This window comes from Streptomyces sp. NPDC102270 (genome assembly GCF_044766405.1).
In the GTDB taxonomy this organism is placed as follows: Bacteria; Actinomycetota; Actinomycetes; order Streptomycetales; family Streptomycetaceae; genus Streptomyces.
On the sequence record NZ_JBIWLX010000019.1, the window covers coordinates 77,533 to 96,031 of the forward strand.

Here is an 18,499-nt window from a genome sequence, read left to right on the forward strand (position 1 = left end):
ATGTCGAAGTCCGAAGCTGTCCCGTCCGATTCCGGACACGCGGCGGGTCGGACGTATCCGGCCGCCGGCTCCTCGGACCCGGCGCTTACTACTGGTCCGCGAGCCTGCCGGACGTCTTCCGAAAGGACGGCGTCATTGAAGGAGGAGTGCCGGCGCGGTCTTCGCAATCCCTCGCCCTCCTCGACAACCGCGTGAGCAACGCCACACCGGTGGGGATCGACGGAGCAGGCCCCCACCGCCCTGCTGGGCGTCGGACCCGGCCGCTACAGGGCGGATGCAAGTTCGAACGGGCCCCGTCGGAGGTGGACCGCGACCGCCGGCGCATCGTCCCGGTGCGTCACCCGGGCCTGAGACGCTGCCGTCGCGGCCCGTCCCGTCAGTTCTCCCGCGCTCGCAGGGCGGCCGCCACCACCTCGCCGATCCGCGCGATCGGCTCCGGCTCGGTCATCTCGTAGTGGCCGCAGGGCACCTCGTGATCTTCGATCACGCCGTCGACGTACGCACGCCACTCCTCGGCCTTGCCCGGCGCGTCCGACGGATCGTCCGATCCGCCGCCGTCGGCCGAGCCGCCGACGGCGCTGAAGAACAGGACGTCACCGTGGAACACGCCGGGATGGAACTCGGGTGCGATGCGCAGGTTGTTGCGCATGACACGGGCGATGCGGGCCGCCTCCTCCGCCGTCACCTCCGCGCTGGCCGCCGGGCCGGACGAGTCGAGCAGCCGCAGCAGGTCTGCGACGTCGGCCGGCTCACCGTCCGGCAGGGCGGCACCGGTCAGCCGGGAGATCAGGGCCGCCACCTGCCGCTCGGCCACCTCCGGGGACGGGGGGTGAAGATGCAGCAGCGGGCTGTCCAACATGGCCAGCAGTTCCACCCGCTCGCCCTCGCCCTGCAGCGCGGTGGCCATGGCGTGGGCCACCATTCCGCCGTAGGACCAGCCGAGGAGCCGGTAGGGGCCCTCCGGCTGGATCTCGCGCAACAGCCCCAGGTAGGACTCGACCATGTCCTTCGCGTCGGTGGCGGGCGCCGCGACACCGTCCAGCCCGCGCGCCTGGATGGCGTGGACCGGCTGCTGCTCGCCGAGGTGGGCGAGCAGCCCGGCGTACCGCCAGCCGATGCCACCTCCGGGGTGCAGGCAGAACAGCGGACGCTGACCGCCTTCGGCGCGCAATGGGAGAACCGGGGCGAAGGCGTCCCGCCCGCCGCCCCGGCGGCCCGTGTGGTCCAGCAGCCCCGCGACGGTCGGGGAGGCCAGCACAGCGGAGCCCGGCACGTCGAGCACTCCCGCCTTGCGCAGCCGCCCGGCCAGGATCACCGCGCGCATGGAGTCGCCGCCCAGGTCGAAGAAGTTGTCGTGGACGCCGATCGGCTCCACCCCCAGGACTTCCTGCCACTGCTCGGTGACCGCGCGTTCGAGATCGCCGCGGGGGCCGACGTACGAGGTCCGCAGGTGCGGCCGGGGAGCCAGGGAGGCCGACGGCCCGGCGGCGGAAGCGGCCGCGGTGTCCGCAGCGTCCGAGGTGTCCGCGGCGTGCGGCGGGGCGCCGTCAGCCGCGGGCCGGGCAAAGACCCGTGGTGGGTCGATCCAGTGGCTGCGGCGGTCGAAGGCGTAGCCGGGCAGCGCCGCGCCCGGCCCGGCATCCCGGGTTCCGCTCAGCGGTGCGAGGTCGGCCGGCACGCCGGCCGTCCACAACCGGGCGAGCGCCTCGCCGAACACCTGGACGTCAGAGCGCGCGGACTTGGCGTGGCGCATGGTGACGATCGTGGTCGGCCCCGCGTCCGGCAGACACGCCTGGGTCAGCTTCGACAGTGTGTCTCCGGGGCCGACCTCCACCATCAGTGTCTCGCCGCGTCGCCACAGGGCCGCGACACCGTCGGCGAAGCGTACGGTCTCGCGCAGCTGGTCGACCCAGTGCTGGACGCTGGTCGCCTGTTCGTCGGTGGCCCAGGTGCCGGTGGTGTTGCTGATGTAGGGGATCCGGGGCGGCCGCAGTGTGACGCCGCGCACGGCCTCGGCGAAGTCGCCGAGAATCGGGTCGAGCATGTGCGAGTGGGCCGCGAGGGACAGCGTCAGCCGACGGTGCGGGATCTCCTCGGCCGCCAACCGCCGCTCCAGCGCGGCCACCGCCTCCTCGCTGCCCCCGATCGTGCAGGCGTCCGGCCCGTTCACCACACTGAGGGAGAGGCCGCCCGTCAGCCGGCGCCGCAGCTCGTCCTCCCCGAGGGCCACGCTGACGGTGGCGCCGCCGGCCGCGACCATCAGCCGCGCGCGCTCCGCCACCAGCGGCAGCATCTCCTCCAGGTCCATGACCCCGGCGAGACAGGCCGCTGTGTATTCGCCGAGGGAGTGGCCGATCATGGCGTCCGGGCGGGCCCCGCGCTGCATCAGCACGGTGGCCAGGGCGTACTCGGTGACGACCACCGACAGCAGCCCCAGCACGCCGGGGTCGGTCGTGTCGGAGCCGAACAGCGTGTCCCGCAGGTCCCGGCCCAGCACGGGCCGCAGGACCGCGGCGCAGTGGTCGACGACGTCGCGGTACCCGGCGCAGTCGCGGTACAGCTCCGCGCCCATGCCGGTGTACTGGGCGCCGCCGCCGGGCAGCAGGAAGGCCACGCGCGGGGACCGGTCCACGCCCCTCGCCGGAGTGTCCGACAGCGGAAGGCGCAGCGCCTCAACGGCGTCCCGGCTGCTTCTGGCGACGACCGCGGCCCGGTGGGGCATCGCGGGGCGGCGGGTGCGCAGGGTGTGGGACACCTCGGCCAGGTCCGGGCCGGGGTGGTCCGACAGGTGCCGGGCCAGGTTGTCGCACTGACCGCGCAGCCCCCCGGGGGTCCGGGCGGACAGCGGCAGTACCTGCCAGCGAGCCCCGGGGTCGTCGTCCTGGCCGGCGGGCCGGTTCCGCTCAGGTGCCGCCGGTGCTTCCTCCAGGACGACGTGCGCGTTCGTACCGCCGATGCCGAAGGCGCTGACGCCGGCCCGGCGCGGACCGCCCTGGGTCTGCCACTCCTCCAGAGCGGTCGGCACCCGGAACGGGCTCCCCGCCAGGTCGATCAGCGGGTTCGGGCGGCGGAAGTGCGCGACCGGCGGGATCAGCCCGTGTTCCAGGACCAGCACGGCCTTGATGAATCCCGCGATACCGGCGGCGGCCCCGAGGTGGCCGATGTTGGGCTTGACCGACCCGAGGGCGCAGTACTGCCTGCGGTCGGTGGTCTCCCGGAACACCCGGGTCAGCGCCTCCACCTCGATGGGGTCGCCGAGGTTCGTGCCCGTGCCGTGGGCCTCCAGGTAGCCGACGGAGTCCGCGTCGACGCCGGCCAGCGTCTGGGCCATGAGGATCGCCTCGCACTGCCCCTCGGTGCTGGGCGCGCTGAAACCCACCTTCCGGCGGCCGTCGTTGTTGACCGCCGATCCCTTGACCACGGCTCTGATCCGGTCCCCGTCCGCCAGGGCGTCCTCAAGGCGCTTGAGGACCACCACGCCCGCCCCGTCACCCGGCACGGTGCCCTCGGCTTCCGCGTCGAAGGCGCGGCAGCTGCCGTCCGGGGAGAACATGCCGCCCGGGACATGGCGGTAGCCGAGCTTCGCCGAGGGGTTGACCGAGACCGCCCCGGCCAGTGCGACGTCGCAGGCGAGGTTGAGCAGGTCCTGGCAGGCGGCGTGGATCGCCACCAGCCCGGTGGAGCACGCCGTCTGCAGCGACAGGCTCGGGCCCGTCAGCCCGAGTTCGTACGAGATCCTGGTGGCCAGGGTGCCCAGCGAGTTGGCGGCGGTGGTGTGGACCAGCTCCACCGAGCCGGGCTGGCCCGCGAACCTCGGGTACACGTGGGACGCGTAGTAACGGCTGTCCCCGGCGCCCGCGTAGACACCGATCGTCCGCTCCTCCCGGCCGGCCGCGTACCCGGCGGCCTCCAGTGCGTGGTAGGCGCACTCCAGCAGCAACCGCTGCTGCGGGTCGACGATCGCGGCCTCGGCGGGGCTGTAGCCGAAGAAGGCCGCGTCGAACAGGTCGATCCCCTCGATGACCGAGGCCCTGCGCACCAGTGACGGGTCCGCCAGGTCCACCGGGTCCCCGCCGGCGGCGAGGAACTCCTCGTCGCTGACCGGGCGCACCGACTCCCGGCCGGCGGCGACGTTCTCCCAGAACTCCTCCACCGTGTCTGCTCCGGGGAAGCGGGCCGCGATGCCGATGACGGCGATCTCGTTGCCCGAGTGCGCGTTGTCCGGTGTGTCAGTCATCGCCGCCGTTCCCCTTGTTCTGCCGGATGGTCCTGTTCCGTGCGGCGCGCTGCCGCTGCGCATGCTGCCGGGCGCGTGCCATGGCTCCGCCCGGCGTGGCGGTCCCGCTCCCGGCCGTGACGCCCGCCGGGGGACCGTCACCGGCCGCTCCGCCGTGCGCGGTCTCGGGGACCGGCACCCGGTCGGCGAGGCGCCGGGCCAGCGCCTCGACCGTGGGATGGCTGAACAGGTCCACGACCGTGAGGTCGCAGCCCAGTTCCTGGTTGACCTCGGTCATCGCCCGCACCAGCAGCAGGGACGTGCCCCCGAGGTCGAAGAAGCTGTCGTCGACACCCACCTGGTCACGGTCCAGGACCCGGCGCCAGATGCCGCACAGCCTGTCCTCCAGCGCCCGGCGCCGGTCGGTGCCCGGGTCGGCGGACCGGACGGGGGGACCGCCGGGCGACGCGCCGGTGGACGCCGTCCCGGCCGCCCGCAGGACCCACCGGTCGGCCGCCCCCGACAGCCGGGCGCTGTCCGCGGCGGCCCTGTGGAGCGCCCCGATGTCGGTGCCGTCGCGCAGCGCCACCCGGGCCGCCAGCCGGTGCACCGGGCGCGCCGGGCCCGAAAGGTGCCCGCGCACCCAGGGAGCGCCGCGATCGACGCCGATCAGGACGTGCGGCTCGTCCAGGCCGCGGGCCAGGTCGAAGGAGCGCAGACCGGCGGTGTGCTCCAGCACCCGGTAGCCGCGCGCCTCGGTCAGCACCCGCAGCCCGTAGCCCCGGCTCATGCCGATGTCGTCCCACATGCTCCAGGACAGGCTGTGGGCGGCCATCGCCCCCTCGCGGTGCTGATACACCGCCAGCGCGTCGAGGTAAGCGTTGGCGGCGGCGTACGCGCTCGTCATCGAGCCGCCGAAGAAGCCGTTGACCGACGAGAAGGACAGGAACGACGACGCCGAGCACTCCGCGGCCAGCCGGTGCAGCACCCAGCCGCCGGTGACCTTCGCGGCGAGCGCGGCACGCCAACGATCCAGGTCGTACTCGGCGACGGGTCGCTGGTCGAACGCGCCCGCGAGGTGCACCACCCCGGCGAGGGGGGCCGACCAGGCGGCGGACGCCTTGTCCACCACGGCACGTATCTGCGCGGGATCGGTGATGTCGGCGCACTCGTAACGCACCTCGCCGCGTTCGCGCAGCCTGCGGTACGCCTCGACCCGGGGGGCCGTCTCGCTGTCCTGTGCGGTCAGTGCGTCCCAGGTGTGTTCGGGCGGGAGTTCCGTGCGGCCGACCAGCAGCAACCGGGTCCCCGGCGCCTTGAGCAGGTGCTCGGCGACCAGGGCGGCCACTCCGCCGAGTCCGCCGCTCACCAGGAGGAAGCCGTCGGCCGCGGCCCACGGCTTGCGGGGCAGCGGGTCGGGCAGCCGTCCCAGGCGGCGCACCCAGCGCTGGCCGTCCCGATAGGCCACCTCGGCATCGGTCACCGGGCCGCCGGCCTCGGCGAGGATCAGCCGGGCGGCCTCCGTGCGGTCGGCGACCGGGAGGTCCAGCCGGCAGACTCCCAGCCAGGGCAGCTCCTCCCGCAGGCTCTTCAGCAGGCCGCCCGCGGCGGCATGGAGGCAGGAGGGGCGGTCCTCGGGCAGTACGTCCTGGGTCCCGCCGGTCACCAGGTGGAGGCCGACGGAGCGGTCCGGGGTGCCGCCCGACGACAGGGCCTTGGCCAGGCACACCAGGCTGTCGACGGCGTCCCGCTGGGCCTCCCGCAGGTCTTCCACGCGCCCGGGCTCGGCGCTGCCGGCGGTCAGCGACCCCAGGTGGATCACCGTGTCCACCGGGCGGCCGTCCGAGGCCAGAGCCGCGAGCAGCGCTTCGTAGTCCTCGGGCCGGTCCACGCGGACGTGGTAGCGGGCCATGTCGACACGGCGGAACTCGTCGGCCGCGGTGACGACCGTGCACAGGGCACCTCCCCGCCACACCTCCCCGGCCACCGCCTCGGCGACCTGAGCGCCCAGCGCGTCGCGTCCGGCGAGCACCAGGGTGTGCCGCGCGGGGGCCGCCGTGTGGCGCGAGCGCTCCGCGCGCTGCCACACGGGGCGCAGAAGCCAGTCCGGCACGGTGACCGCGGTGCCCAGCAGCACCTCGGTCCGCCGTACGTCCTCGTCGAACTCGCCCGCCTCGAAACGCTTGCGCAGCTGCGTCCGCTGGATCTTGCCGATCTCGGTCTTGGGTATGGTCCGCGGCTCCACCGGCACCAGGTAGGCGGGGGTGATCCCGATCTCCCGGGCCACTTTGCCGCGTACCGTGCGCAGCGCGTCGGCCAGGTCGGTGCCGGGGAGCACGTTGAGGAACAGGGCCAGTTCGTCGGTGTCCGCCGCCGGGTCCGGTCGCACCGCGCACGCCGCCGTGAACGACCGCTCCACGAACGGCAGTTCCTCCACGCAGGTCTCGATCTCGTGGCTGTAGTGGTTGACGCCGTTGATGATGATGACGTCCTTGGCCCGGCCCGTGATGTACAGCTCGCCGGAGCGCAGGAAGGCCAGGTCACCGGTGTCGAACCAGCCGTCGGCGGTGAACGACTCGGCGTTCTTCTCCGGGTTGTCGTGGTACCCGGAGGTCACCGAGGTGCCGCGGACCTGGAAGTGCCCGACCGTGCCCTCCGGCAGCACCCGGCCCTCGTCGTCGACGACCCGCATGGCGAACCCGGGGTAGGGCAGCCCGCAGCTGACGAAGGTGTCCTCGCCCGCCACCGGTTCGGCCGGCAGCTCGGCGTCCGTCACCACCGAGCAGGTCTCGGACATCCCCCAGCCGGGGTGCACGACCGTCGGCGGCATCCCGAACGGGGCGAGCACCTGCAGGAAACGACGGGCGGTGGCGGCCACCACGACCTCTCCGCAGTTCATCACCAGCCGCATCGGCGACAGGTCCCAGGTACGGTCGCCCATCCGGTGCGCGTGCTCCGCGGGCAGACCGAAGGCGAAGTTGGGCGCCCAGGTGACGGTGACCCGGTGACGGTCCGCCAGGTCCATCCAGCGCAGCGGGTCCTGCAGCACCCAGGACGTGGGCGCGTGGACCTGCCGACAGCCGAGGAACACGTCCCTGAGGTGGAACATCACGACGCCGGTGACGTGGTCGAGCGGTATCCAGTTCAGCGACACGTCGTGTTCCGTCAGGCCGTTCACCTGAGCGGTGGCCGCCGACCGGGTGAGGACGCCCCGGTGATCGATCCGGACCGCCTTGGGCAGGCCGGTGCTGCCGGAGGTGAGCAGCATGAGGATCAGATCGTCGGGCTTCGCCGGATACCACTCGGAGTCGGCGGGTCCGCGGCGGAGCACGTCCACCGTGGTCAGCCGTGAGTCCGTCCAGGCACGCCGGTCGGCGAGAGCGCGCAGCCCGTCCTCGTGATCGCCGGAGGTGACGATCCACGGGCGGCCCAGCATGCGCCAGATGCCTTCCAGCTTGTTCACCGCCGCGGAGTCCTCCGTGTACAAGGGCGGGACGGTCAGCGGCACGGTGACGAACCCGCCGAGGATGCAGCCCCACAGGGCCGCCAGGAAGTCCTCGGTGTCGTCGCACTGGAGGATTACCTGGTCGCCGGGGCGCAGTCCCAGCCCGCGCAGCCCGCCCAGGACCCGGGACGCCTCTTCGGCGAGGCTCGCGTAGCTGCGGCGCACGGTGCTGCCGTCGGCCCGTATGTGCACCACCTCGGCGTGCGGTCCGCCGGCCGCTGCCCGGCGCAGGGCCTCGGCCCAGGTCCGCACGGCCGGTTCGGGCAGCGGGGGCCCCTCGCTGATCGAGGGAACCGCCCCCCGCCCGGTGGAAGCGGGCGCCGCCTCTTCGGAGCCCTCGCCCGCCGTGCCGGGGCGTTCGGACGGGCCCGAGGCGGCCGGCCCCGCGTGCAGTCGGCCCAGGGGCTCCTCGACCTCCTCCAGTTCCACGGTGACGGCCTCCACACCGGGCACCTGCGCCAGCGCCCGCTGCCACCGCTCCGCCTGCTCGGTGCCGATCCTCGGGAGGTCTCGCAACGCGGCGGTGTCCAGGGCCCCGTCCGTGGTGCGGGGCAGGTCGGAGACAGCGACCACCCTCGGGGCCCGCCCATCCGCAGTCGCGCGCCGCAGAGCCTGCTCCGCCTGTGCGGCCGCGTTCGCCCGGGTGGGTACGGCCAGGACGGTCGGCCGGGCGTCGTCGCCGTCCCGCGGCGGCAGCACCAGGCACTCGCGGATGCCGCCCACCGCGAGCACCGACCGTTCCAGTGCCCGTGCGTCGAACGGTTGGTCCGTCGCCCCGGCCCGCGACGGACGCGGGCCGGGGTCGGGCAGCCCGGTGATCGTGAGGTCCGGGTCCGCCGCCACGGCGGCGAGCGTTTGGTGCAGGCCCTCGGCCAGCCGGCGCACCGTGGCCTCGTCGAAGAGGTCGGTGCTGTACTCGACATGACATGTCAGACCGTCGGGGGCCGCGTCGACGCCGCGCCGCTCCGTGAACTCGACGAACAGGTCGAACTTCGAGGTGCCGGTCGCCGTGGGGTGCAGGGGGGCCTCGTTGGCGCCGAGCCGCACGACCGCTTCCGTGTTGTTCTGCAGAGCCAGCATCACCTGGAACAGCGGGTGCCGGGCGGCCGCGCGGGCCGGGTTCAGCTCCTCCACCAGCCGGTCGAACGGCAGGTCCTGGTGGTCGTAGGCGGCCAGGTCGAAGGCCCGCACCCGGGCCAGCAGATCGCGGAACGCGGGGTCGCCCGAGGTGTCGGTGCGGGTGACGAGGGTGTTGGTGACGACGCCGATCATGTCGTCCAGGGCAGCGTCGGAGCGTCCCGCGACCGGGGTGCCGATGGGGATGTCGCCACCGGCGCCGCAGCGGGTGAGCAGGGCGGCGAGGGCGCTCTGCAGGACCATGAACAGGCTGGCCCCGCCGGCGTCGGCCAGCCGCAGCAGGGCGCGGTGGAGGTCGGAGCCGAGCTCGACGGTCAGGCCCCGGCCGCTGCGGCTGGGCACGGCCGGGCGGCCCCGGTCGGCCGGCAGCGGAATCTCCTCCGGCAGGCCGTCCAGGGCCTCCTTCCAGAACGCCAGCTGCGCGCCCATCAGGGCGGCCGGGTCGCGGAGCCCGTCGAGCAGCCGCTCCTGCCAGAGCGTGTAGTCGGCGTACTGGACCACGGGCGCCCAGGCCGGGGCCCGGCCCTCCAGGCGGGCCGCGTACGCGGCGGAGAGGTCGTTGGCGAACGGCACCAGCGACCACCCGTCCGCCGCGCTGTGGTGCAGGACGAGCACCAGCGCACGGGTCCCGTCCCGGGGGCCGTACAGCCCCGCCCACAGGGGGAGGTCCCGCGTCAGGTCGAACGGGTGGCGCAGCGCGGCCGCGACATACGCCTCCACCTCCTGGGCGGGGCAGTCCACGACCTCCAGGGACGGGTGCACGGTTCCCGGTGCGCGGATGTCCTGGTAGGGGGTGCCGTCGGCCTGCGGCAGGAGGGTGCGCAGGCTCTCGTGCCGGTCGACGACGTCCGACAGGGCCGCCCGCAGGGCTTTGTCGTCGACCGGTCGTTCGAGCCGCAGGACCAGCGGCATGCTGTACGTCGCGGCCGTGGTGTCGAGCTGGTTGAGGAACCACATGCCCTGCTGGGCGGAGGACAACGCGATCCGGCCCCCTCGCCCGGCGGGTACGAGGGCCGGCCGTGTGGGTGCCGTGGCGGACGGGACCGACAGCCGAGCGGCGATCCGGGCGGGGGTCGGCTCGGTGAAGATCGTCCTCAGGGACACCTCGGCACCGGTGACGGCACGCAGCCTGGTCCCCAGCCTGGAGGCGAGCAGGGACTGCCCGCCGAGGCGGAAGAAGTCGTCGTCCGGACCGACCGCGCCGGCGGGCAACCCCAGCAGTTCCTCGAAGAGGCGGCGGACCTGCGCCTCAGTCTCGGTGGCCGGAGAGCCGCCCGGGGCCTCGGCGTCGGCGGCGGGCAGAGCCCCGCGGTCCAGTGTGCCGTCGGTGGTCAGCGGAAGGGCGTCCACCAACACGCAGGCGCCGGGCACCATGTGCTCCGGCAGCACCTGGGCCAGGTGCGCGAGCAGCTCCGCGCGGGTCGGACGGCGTCCCGGTCCGGGTACGGCATAGGCGACGAGGCCCCGGCTACCGCTGTCGTGCCCGTCCCGAGCGACGACGGCGGCCTCTGCGACGGCCGGATGGCCGGCGAGGGCCGTCTCGATCGGACCGGGCTCGACACGGAACCCCCCGGTCCGCACCTGCTCGTCGGTCCGGCCGACGAGCTCCAGGGTGCCGTCGGCGCACCGGCGGACGAGGTCGCCCGTGCGGTACATCCGCGTGCCCGGCCGTCCGAAGGGATCGGCGACGAACCGCTCGTCACCAGGCTCCGTGCGGCCCAGGCGGGCCCCGGCCACGTACAGTTCGCCCACCCAGCCGGGCGGCACCGGCCGCCGGCAGTGGTCGAGCACGTAGAGCCGCGCGTCCGGCGGCGGGGTGCCCAGGACGCGGCGCCCCTGCCTGAGCCAATCGCGGTCCACCCGCTGGAAGGCGACCGGCCCCGTGGTCTCGGCGTCGCCGTACACGGCGACCAGGACAGGGGCCTCGTAGCCGTACCGCTCGATCCAGGGGCTCAGGTCGGCCTCTTCCGGTGCCTCGCACACGATGACGAGGTGACGCAGCGCGAGTGGGGAACCGCCCCGCCCCGACGCGTGCCGGGTTGCCCGGTCGGCCCGGACCAGCCCGGGCAGGACGGAGGACGGTTGGCTGAGGACGGTGACGCGCTCGCGACGCAGCAGGTCCAGCAGTTCCTCGGGCGACCGGGCGGTGTCATGTGCCACGACGACCAGCCGGCCGCCGTGCAGCAGCGCCCCCCAGAGCTCCCAGACACCGAAAGGGGAGGCGCACGAGTGGAACAGCGCCCACGAGTCGTCCGGGCCTGAAGGCACGTGCGCGGCGGCCGTCTCGCAGAGTCCGGTGAGGCTGCCGTGCGGGATGAGCACGCCCTTCGGGCTTCCCGAGGCGTCCGGGACGGGCAGGACGTAGGCCACGGCATCGGGCGTGAGTGGCGCACCGCGGTCGGCGTCGGAGAGGTCGTCGGCGCGGAGCGCGGCCAACTCGCCCTCGATGGCGGGGCCACCCAGCACGACGGTGGGGACGCCGGTGCCCGACAGCGCGCCGGCCGCGCTCACGTCGGTGAGCACCAGCGCGGGCGCGGCGTCGTCCACCTGCGCGCGCAGGTGCTCGGCGGGGTGCGCCGGGTCCAGCGGCAGGCAGGCGGCGCCCGACTTCAGCACCGCCAGCTGCCCGGTGACCAGGTCTGCCGAGCGGGGCAGCGCCATGGCCACGATCCTGCCGGGGCCCGCCCCGCGCTCGACCAGCAGCCGGGCCATCCGGTTGGCGCGGGCGTCGAGTTCCGCGTAGCTCAGGGTGTGGCCGTCATGGGTGACGGCCTGCGCCTCGGGAGCGCGGGTGGCCCAGGCCTCGAAGCGGGCGGGCACGGTGGCGTCCGCCGCGGCCGGCGCCGGCTCGGGGGACGCGTAGGCCGGGTCCTCACCAGGCAGCAGCAGGTTCGTCCCGGCGACCGTGAGCCCCGGTTCGGCCTCGGCCCACTGGTCCAGCAAGGTCAGGAACCGTTCCAGGTGACCGGCGAGCGCGTCCTCGGTGTAGAGCGCCGGGTTGGCGTCGAAGGCGAAGCCCAGGCCGGTGCCGTCGGCGCCCGGCCGCACGGTGATCAGCAGGTCGTCGACCGCGCCGCCCGAGAGGTGGTGCGGCGTCGCCGGGTGGCCGTTGAAGCGCAGCCGGTGGGAGAAGGGGACCAGATTGACAAGGGGGCCGAACAGCCGTCGGTCACCGCCGAGGAGCTTCAGATCCCGGCGCAGGTCCTCTCCGCGGTACTGCTGGTGCCTGCGGACGGCGCGCAGTTCGGCGGCCGTCGCCGCGACCAGCTCCCCCACGGCGAGGTCCGGGCGCACCGGCATCCGCAGCGGAAGGTTGTTCGACACCGTGCCCGGGGTCCGCAGAGCGGCCGATCCGAGCCGGCTCATGGTGGTCACGCCGAGGATCACGTCCTCGCGGGCCGTCACCCGGTGCGTGTACGCGGCGACGGCCGCGAGCAGCAGTTCGGACCTGTTCGCACCCACCGCGGACGCGGTGGCCGACAGCTGTTCGGCGGCGGACGCGGACAACACCGCCGTACGGCGCAGAAAGGCCGGAGACGGGGGCGCGCTGCCCTCGACGAGCGTGACGGCGCCGGAATGGTCCGCGAAGCGCTCGGTCCAGTAGGCGCGGTCACGCTCGTACCGGTCCGAGACGCGGTATGCGGCTTCCTCGTCCAGGAGTTTCCTGACGGGGGCGAACGACGTCCTGGGCACCTCCTGCCGGGACGCGAGCGCGGTGTAGATCTCGGCGGTCCTGCGGAAGACGAGCAGGTAGCCGTAGCCGTCCAGGAGGATGTGATGGGCCCTCATGTACCACAGGTAGCGGTCGTCGGCCGCCTTGAAGAGGGCATGGGTGAACAACGGGCCCTCGGTCACCGGCACGACGGTGGCGCGGTCGGCGCGCATCCATTCCTCGGCCGCCGCCGTGGGATCCGGCGCGGCACTCACGTCCCGCATGTGCAGAACCCAGTCGGTGGACGCCGGCGTGCAGCGTGGTCCCTCGGGCGTGTCGGTGAAGCGCAGCCCGAACGCCTCCGTCTCGGCGACGGTGCGACGCAGCGCCGTCTCGAACAAGTCCGTGTCGACCGGCCCGTGGATCTCCAGATACTCGCCCGTGTTGTAGGCCGGGCTGCGCGGGTCGAGTTGCTGCGCGTACCAGATGCCTCCCTGCGCTCCGGTCAGGCCCAGCAGCGCATGGTCCTCCGTGCCCTGGCCGGCAGGCGCTGAGGTCACGGTCGGCTCGGGAGCGCTCCGCGGCGGCGATGCGGAAGCGGTGGATCCGTCTGCGTCTTGGAGCACGGTAATCATCCTCGTCAGACAAATGGACACGGCCTGCGCGGACTCGCACGCCGTGGAGAGATGGCACGAGGGCCCTGGTCGGCTCAGTCGGGCCGGTTCGGCGGATGCCGCCGGGAACCGGCGCCGAGGGTGTGCGGCCGGGCCGCCCGGCACACCGGACGACGGGGTGCCCGAGGGCCCCGGCGGTTCCCTCCGCCCGGCCGCCGGGCGGCCACGCGGACCCCGGCATCCTGCCTCGGCAGCAGCGATACCGGCGGCCCCTGCGCACCGACTGCGTTCACCGGGCGGCGCTCCTCGACCGGCGGGCCAGGACGGCGAGGAGCGCGCCGACGGCCGGGGTCGGGGCGATGCCGCCGGTCGCCGAGGCAGCGACCCACTCGGAGGGTGCGGAGGTACCCATTCGGTCTCCAGAGTCGGAGTGCTCGGGGCAGCCAGCTTCGGCACCCCGGCTTGAGGACTGGTCAAGAAGCGGTGCAGGGCCACGAGGGGCAAGGCCGTCTCCAGGGAGCCTCCAGGGCGGCTCGAGCCTGTCTGTGACACGGTGCATTCGCCTGGCGTGCTCTGCCGCGCGGGAGCGCCCGACCTCCCTCATGGCTCCGCCGCGCACGGGAGGACCTCGGGCGGCGGGGCGAGGACCGACGACGCCGTGGTGCCTGTCGTACGGACCACCCGCCGCCCGCAGACATCCCACCCCAGACCGACAGCCTGTACAGGCGACTGACAGGAGCCATGCCCACATGACTGTCCCGCTGTTGTGCTTCCCCTTCGCCGGAGCAGGCGCGAGTTTCTTCACCCCTTGGCAGCGCTACGGCCTGAAGGCCACCCGGATCCATCCCGTCCAGCTCCCCGGGCGGGAGAGGCGCCTCGACGATCCGCCCTTCCCGGACGTCTTCACCGCGGTCGAGTCGATGGCCGACGAACTCATCGCGGAGGCGGACCTGTCGCCGGGACCGGTGGCCCTCTTCGGTCACAGTTTCGGAGCCGTACTCGCCTACGAGATGGCCCGTCAGCTAGGCGATAAGAAGGGGATACCGGTGGCCCACCTCTTCGTCAGCGGCTCGGCCGGCCCCATGACCAGGCGCGAGGTGGGTGCCACCGGGCTTCCGGACGAGGAGTTCCTGGCCCGGGTGCGGGAGTTCGCGGGATACGACCACCCGACCATGCAGGATCCGGAACTGCTGGAACTTCTGCTGCCGACGCTCCGCGCCGACGTGGCGCTGCACGAGGCGTATGTCTCGACTGCCGCGGACCCGCTCGACGCGCCCGTCACGTCCTTGCGCGGCCTGGACGACACACTGGTCTCGGTAGAGCAGGCACGGCAGTGGGAGACGGTCACCCGCTCCGGGTTCCGTTTCGAGGAACTGCCCGGCGGCCACATGTACCTGACCGAGTACCCGGGGCCGCTGCTCAAGCTCATCGATGACGAACTCAAGGCATGGGCATGAACCTGCGCGGAAAGACGGTCATCGTCACCGGCGCTGCCCGAGGCATCGGCCGCGCTTGCGCCGAACTGCTCGCCTCCGCCGGCGCCGACCTGGTGCTGGTCGACGTCGCCGACGACCTCCCCCTCGTCCCGTACGCCCTCGGCACCGAGGGTCAGCTGGCCCACACGGAGAAGCTGTGCCGTGCGCACGGCGCCGCCGTTCTCTCCTGCCCGGCCGACGTTCGCGATCTCCGTGGGGTCGAGGCCTCGGTCGCCGCGGCCGTCCAGCGCTTCGGTCGCGTCGACGCCTTGGTGAACAACGCCGGCATCGCCGCCCCGTCCGGCAAGGCGGTCCACGAGATCGGCGAGGACGAGTGGAGCGTCATGCTGGACGTCGACCTCTCCGGGGCCTGGCGCATGACCAGGGCGGTCGGCGAGGTGATGGCGCGGCAGCGCTCCGGCAGCATCGTCAACATCTCCTCCACAGCGGGGCTGGTCGGCTACCGCAACTTCGCCGCCTACGTCACGGCCAAGCACGGACTGATCGGCCTGACCCGCGCTGCCGCCCTGGACTACGCGCCGCTCAAGGTACGCGTGAACGCGGTGTGCCCGGGGTCGGTACGGGACGACCCGGTGCTCGAAGGCCGCATGCTCTCCGAGATCGCCAAGTCCCTGGACGTACCCGTCTCCGAGCACGAGGAGATCTTCGTCCAGGCCCAGCCCACGAACGAGCTCGTCGAGGCGGGCGACGTCGCCGAAGCCGTGCTGTGGCTCGTCGGTGACGGCTCACGCGGGGTCACCGGCAGCGTGGTCACCGTGGACGGCGGCTTCACCGCCAAGTAGGCACCGCGGCACCAAGCCCGCACATCAGACAGGGAGCCAAGATGTCAGCGGTCCTGACCGCGTACGAGTCCTACGACGCACTCTCGCCCACCGAGCGCTCAAGGCCCCTCGACCATCACGCGATCGTCCTGAGCGGTGGTCCCCGAGTGGACCCGGAGGTACTCGCCGAGCGCCTGCGGGACGTCCTCGCCGAATGCCCCGTACCCGATGAGCGAGACCTGTGTGCAGCGGTACGGCATGGAGTCGAAGAACCCGGAACGGTGTGGCTGGAGGAGGTGCCGCATCGGTCGGACGACCCCCGGGCGATGTGGAAACTGCACCGGGAGCTGCTGCGGCCGGTGCCCCGGTTCGGCCCGGCGCCGGTGCGCCTCGTGGTCCTGCGCTGCGAGGACGGCGACCAGCTCGTCTTCACCGCGGCCCGGTGGTGTCTCGACCGCACGTCCCTCACCTCGGTCGCCCGTGCCGTGGCCGGCGATCCCGACAGCTCTGCGGGACGGCTGTGGTGGGATCTTCCGGTCGCGGGGCCGGGCGAGAGGACGGGCGTTCGAGGGGCGGCCACCGCCGACCCGCCCGGCGCCGGTGGCGGCCGTGGCCGCCGTGCCGTCCACCGGTTCACGGTCCCCACGGCCACCACGGCCGTCACGGCCCCGGACGATCGCCGCCCGACGCCGGGTAGGCGGTCGCTCCGCGCCGCCCAGCTGGCCGCGGTCGCGTACACGGCGATGCGTTACCTGGACCGTACCGACGTGACCGTGGGCGTGGTGCGACGCCGCCACCGGAGCGCCGCGGTACTGGGCGCGACGGAAGAGGCCGTGCCGCTGACGCTGACGGGGGCCGACACGACGGGCCAACTGCTCGCACAGGCGCAGACCGCCCTCGACGACCTCGGCCGATCCGGTGGTGCCCGGCAGGAGGCCCCCGGCGGCCACGAGGGTGGGGCGTCGCGGCTCACCGTGGCGTTCGACGAGGAGAGTTCCGACCCCGGACTCGGTCTCGCACACGAGGTGTCGTACTTCCCCGGCACCTGGCCCGGTGCGCCCCTCGTCGTCCACTGGTTCGGCGAGGGCTCCGAGGGGCTGGAAGCGGTGTGCCTCTTCGACGAGAGCCGCGACGACAGGGACCTGGTCGAGCAGTTCTGCCGGCACCTGGCCTCGGTCCTCGGGCAACTTCTCCAGCAGCCGCCCGCGACGCCCGCGGACCGCCTCCGGCTCCTGGACGACGACGAGGAGGCCTCGATCAGGAAACTGGCGGACGGTGGTCCGCTCGACACGGCACCCCACTGTGTCCACCGCGCCTTCGAGGAGATCGCCGCCGCTCAGCCGGACGCCGTGGCGGTCAGCCACAAGCGGGAGACGCTCACCTACCGGCAACTGGACGCGCGGGCCAACCGCTTCGCCCACGCCCTGCGGTCCCTCGGCGTGGAGTGCGGGGACCGGGTCGGGGTCTGCGTGGAACGCTCCACCGATCTGGTGGTGGTGCTCCTGGCCGTCCTGAAGAGCGGAGCCGCGTACGTCCCCATGGATGTCGGCTATCCCGCGGAACGGCTCGCCTACACGGCGAAGGACGCCGGTCTGCGGCTCGTGATCGGCCCCGAGAAGGCGTCGGATCCGGGCATCCCCTCGGACCGCGCGGTGTCCGTCACCGACCTGGCGCTGCGCGCCGAGCCGGAACCGGACACTCCCGTGACCGACCGGACCGACCCCGGACAGCCGGCCTACGTCATCTACACCTCCGGGACCACCGGCCGTCCCAAGGGCGTGGTCGTCCCGCACCGGAACGTCACCGCGCTCGTCGAAGCCACCCGCGCGGACTTCGCCCTCTCGGCTCGCGACGTGTGGTCGCAGTTCCATTCGGTCGCGTTCGACTTCTCCGTGTGGGAGATCTGGGGCTGTCTGCTCACCGGGGGACGGCTGGTGATCGTGCCGTACTTCTCGGCGAGGTCACCGGAGTCGTTCCTCGAACTGCTGGTGTCGGAGAAGGTGACCGTCCTGAATCAGACGCCTTCGGCGTTCGGCGAGCTCGCCCGGCTGTGCCGGCCCTGCGCGGCAGACGGAGCGGACACGGCAGCTGGGGGCGGGACGGTGTCGGTGCGGCTGCTCATCTTCGGCGGAGAGGCGCTGGACCCCCGCGTGCTCAGGCCCTGTCTGGACGCGGACGGCTGGTCACGGTGCCGCTTCGTCAACATGTTCGGCATCACCGAGACCACGGTGCACGTCACGGCCCAGACCGTGACACGGACGGAGATACTGCACGGTGACCGGTCGGTGGGCCGTCCTCTGCGGGGCTGGAGCGTCTCCGTCCGGGACAGCCGTGGCCGACTGCTTCCGCAGGGCGTACGGGGCGAGATTCACGTCGGCGGGGCCGGGGTGGCGCTCGGCTATCTCGACCGCCCGGAACTCACCGGCGAGCGATTTCTCGAAGATCCGGTCAGCGGCGGCCGCACCTATCGCAGCGGTGACTGCGGCAGGCTTCTTCCCGATGGCCGCATCGAGCATCTGGGCCGACTGGACAACCAGGTCAAGATACGCGGCTACCGTATCGAGACGGACGAGGTGCGGGCCGTGCTGCTGAACGACCCGGAATTGTCCGACGCCGTGGTCATCCCCGGCCGTGACCCTGCCGGCGGTCTTCGGCTCGACGCCTATCTGATCTTCCGTGAAGACGCGGGAACCGCTAGGGGCACGGCGGAGGTGCGGGAACGCGCAGCCAAAATCCTGCCGCAGTACATGCTGCCCGGTACCTGGACGCCGATATCCGAGATTCCCCGCACGATCAACGGAAAACTGGACGCCGAAAAACTTCCGGCACCCCAACCCGCCATGACCGGGAACGCCCGCCCCGCCGACACCGACAAGGTGTCCGGATCCGAAACAGGAAAGCAGTCCGGACTGCTCTCGCTGGTGTGCTCCACCTGGAGCGAGGCGTTCGGATTCACCGTGGGTCCCGACAACGACTTCTTCGGCATCGGCGGAAACTCCTTGCTCGCCATTCGACTGGCGGCCGCATTCCGGGAAAAGGGCCTGCCGCCCCTGCACACTCGCGACATGTACCGGAATCCCACTCCGAGAGCGATGGCCGCGCTGCTGGAGCGGTGAAC

Annotated in this window: 6 protein-coding genes; 3 read left to right on the forward strand and 3 right to left on the reverse strand. The window is 73.1% G+C overall.

The window, feature by feature from the left end:
• Positions 1-376: 376 nt before the first annotated feature.
• From ACIRP7_RS34560 to ACIRP7_RS34570, 3 genes are all read right to left on the reverse strand, one after another.
• Complete coding sequence (locus tag ACIRP7_RS34560; RefSeq protein WP_403667518.1) at positions 377-4,237, reverse strand: type I polyketide synthase; 3,861 nt, start codon at positions 4,235-4,237, stop codon at positions 377-379.
• The gene (locus ACIRP7_RS34565) at positions 4,230-13,070 is read right to left on the reverse strand and encodes an SDR family oxidoreductase (RefSeq protein ID WP_403667521.1); all 8,841 of its coding nucleotides are present in this window, start codon (positions 13,068-13,070) and stop codon (positions 4,230-4,232) included. Before ACIRP7_RS34565 ends, ACIRP7_RS34560 begins: the two co-directional genes overlap by 8 nt.
• A gap of 343 nt (positions 13,071-13,413) precedes the next feature.
• Complete coding sequence (locus tag ACIRP7_RS34570; RefSeq protein ID WP_403667524.1) at positions 13,414-13,536, reverse strand: hypothetical protein; 123 nt, start codon at positions 13,534-13,536, stop codon at positions 13,414-13,416.
• 337 nt (positions 13,537-13,873) lie between these two features.
• Here ACIRP7_RS34570 and ACIRP7_RS34575 point away from each other — a divergent pair, with 337 nt between their 5' ends.
• The 3 genes from ACIRP7_RS34575 to ACIRP7_RS34585 are packed head-to-tail and all read left to right on the forward strand — an operon-like array spanning position 13,874 to position 18,497.
• Positions 13,874-14,581 (forward strand): thioesterase II family protein, encoded by a 708-nt coding sequence (locus ACIRP7_RS34575; protein WP_403667529.1) that lies wholly within the window; start codon positions 13,874-13,876, stop codon positions 14,579-14,581.
• Complete coding sequence (locus ACIRP7_RS34580) at positions 14,578-15,402, forward strand: SDR family oxidoreductase (RefSeq protein ID WP_403667532.1); 825 nt, start codon at positions 14,578-14,580, stop codon at positions 15,400-15,402. The genes ACIRP7_RS34575 and ACIRP7_RS34580 overlap by 4 nt, the downstream gene beginning before the upstream one ends.
• Before the next feature lie 41 nt (positions 15,403-15,443).
• Positions 15,444-18,497: an amino acid adenylation domain-containing protein gene (locus ACIRP7_RS34585; protein WP_403667535.1), complete on the forward strand. Its 3,054-nt coding sequence runs from the start codon at positions 15,444-15,446 to the stop codon at positions 18,495-18,497.
• The last annotated feature ends 2 nt before the right edge of the window (positions 18,498-18,499 follow it).

What these genes read in the sequence shown, in the direction of transcription:
- ACIRP7_RS34560 (WP_403667518.1), bottom strand. Translation starts at nt 4,237, where the DNA reads ATGACTGACACACCGGACAACGCGCACTCGGGCAACGAGATCGCCGTC.
- ACIRP7_RS34570 (WP_403667524.1), bottom strand. Translation starts at nt 13,536, where the DNA reads ATGGGTACCTCCGCACCCTCCGAGTGGGTCGCTGCCTCGGCGACCGGC.
- ACIRP7_RS34580 (WP_403667532.1), top strand. Translation starts at nt 14,578, where the DNA reads ATGAACCTGCGCGGAAAGACGGTCATCGTCACCGGCGCTGCCCGAGGC.
- ACIRP7_RS34585 (WP_403667535.1), top strand. Translation starts at nt 15,444, where the DNA reads ATGTCAGCGGTCCTGACCGCGTACGAGTCCTACGACGCACTCTCGCCC.
- ACIRP7_RS34575 (WP_403667529.1), top strand. Translation starts at nt 13,874, where the DNA reads ATGACTGTCCCGCTGTTGTGCTTCCCCTTCGCCGGAGCAGGCGCGAGT.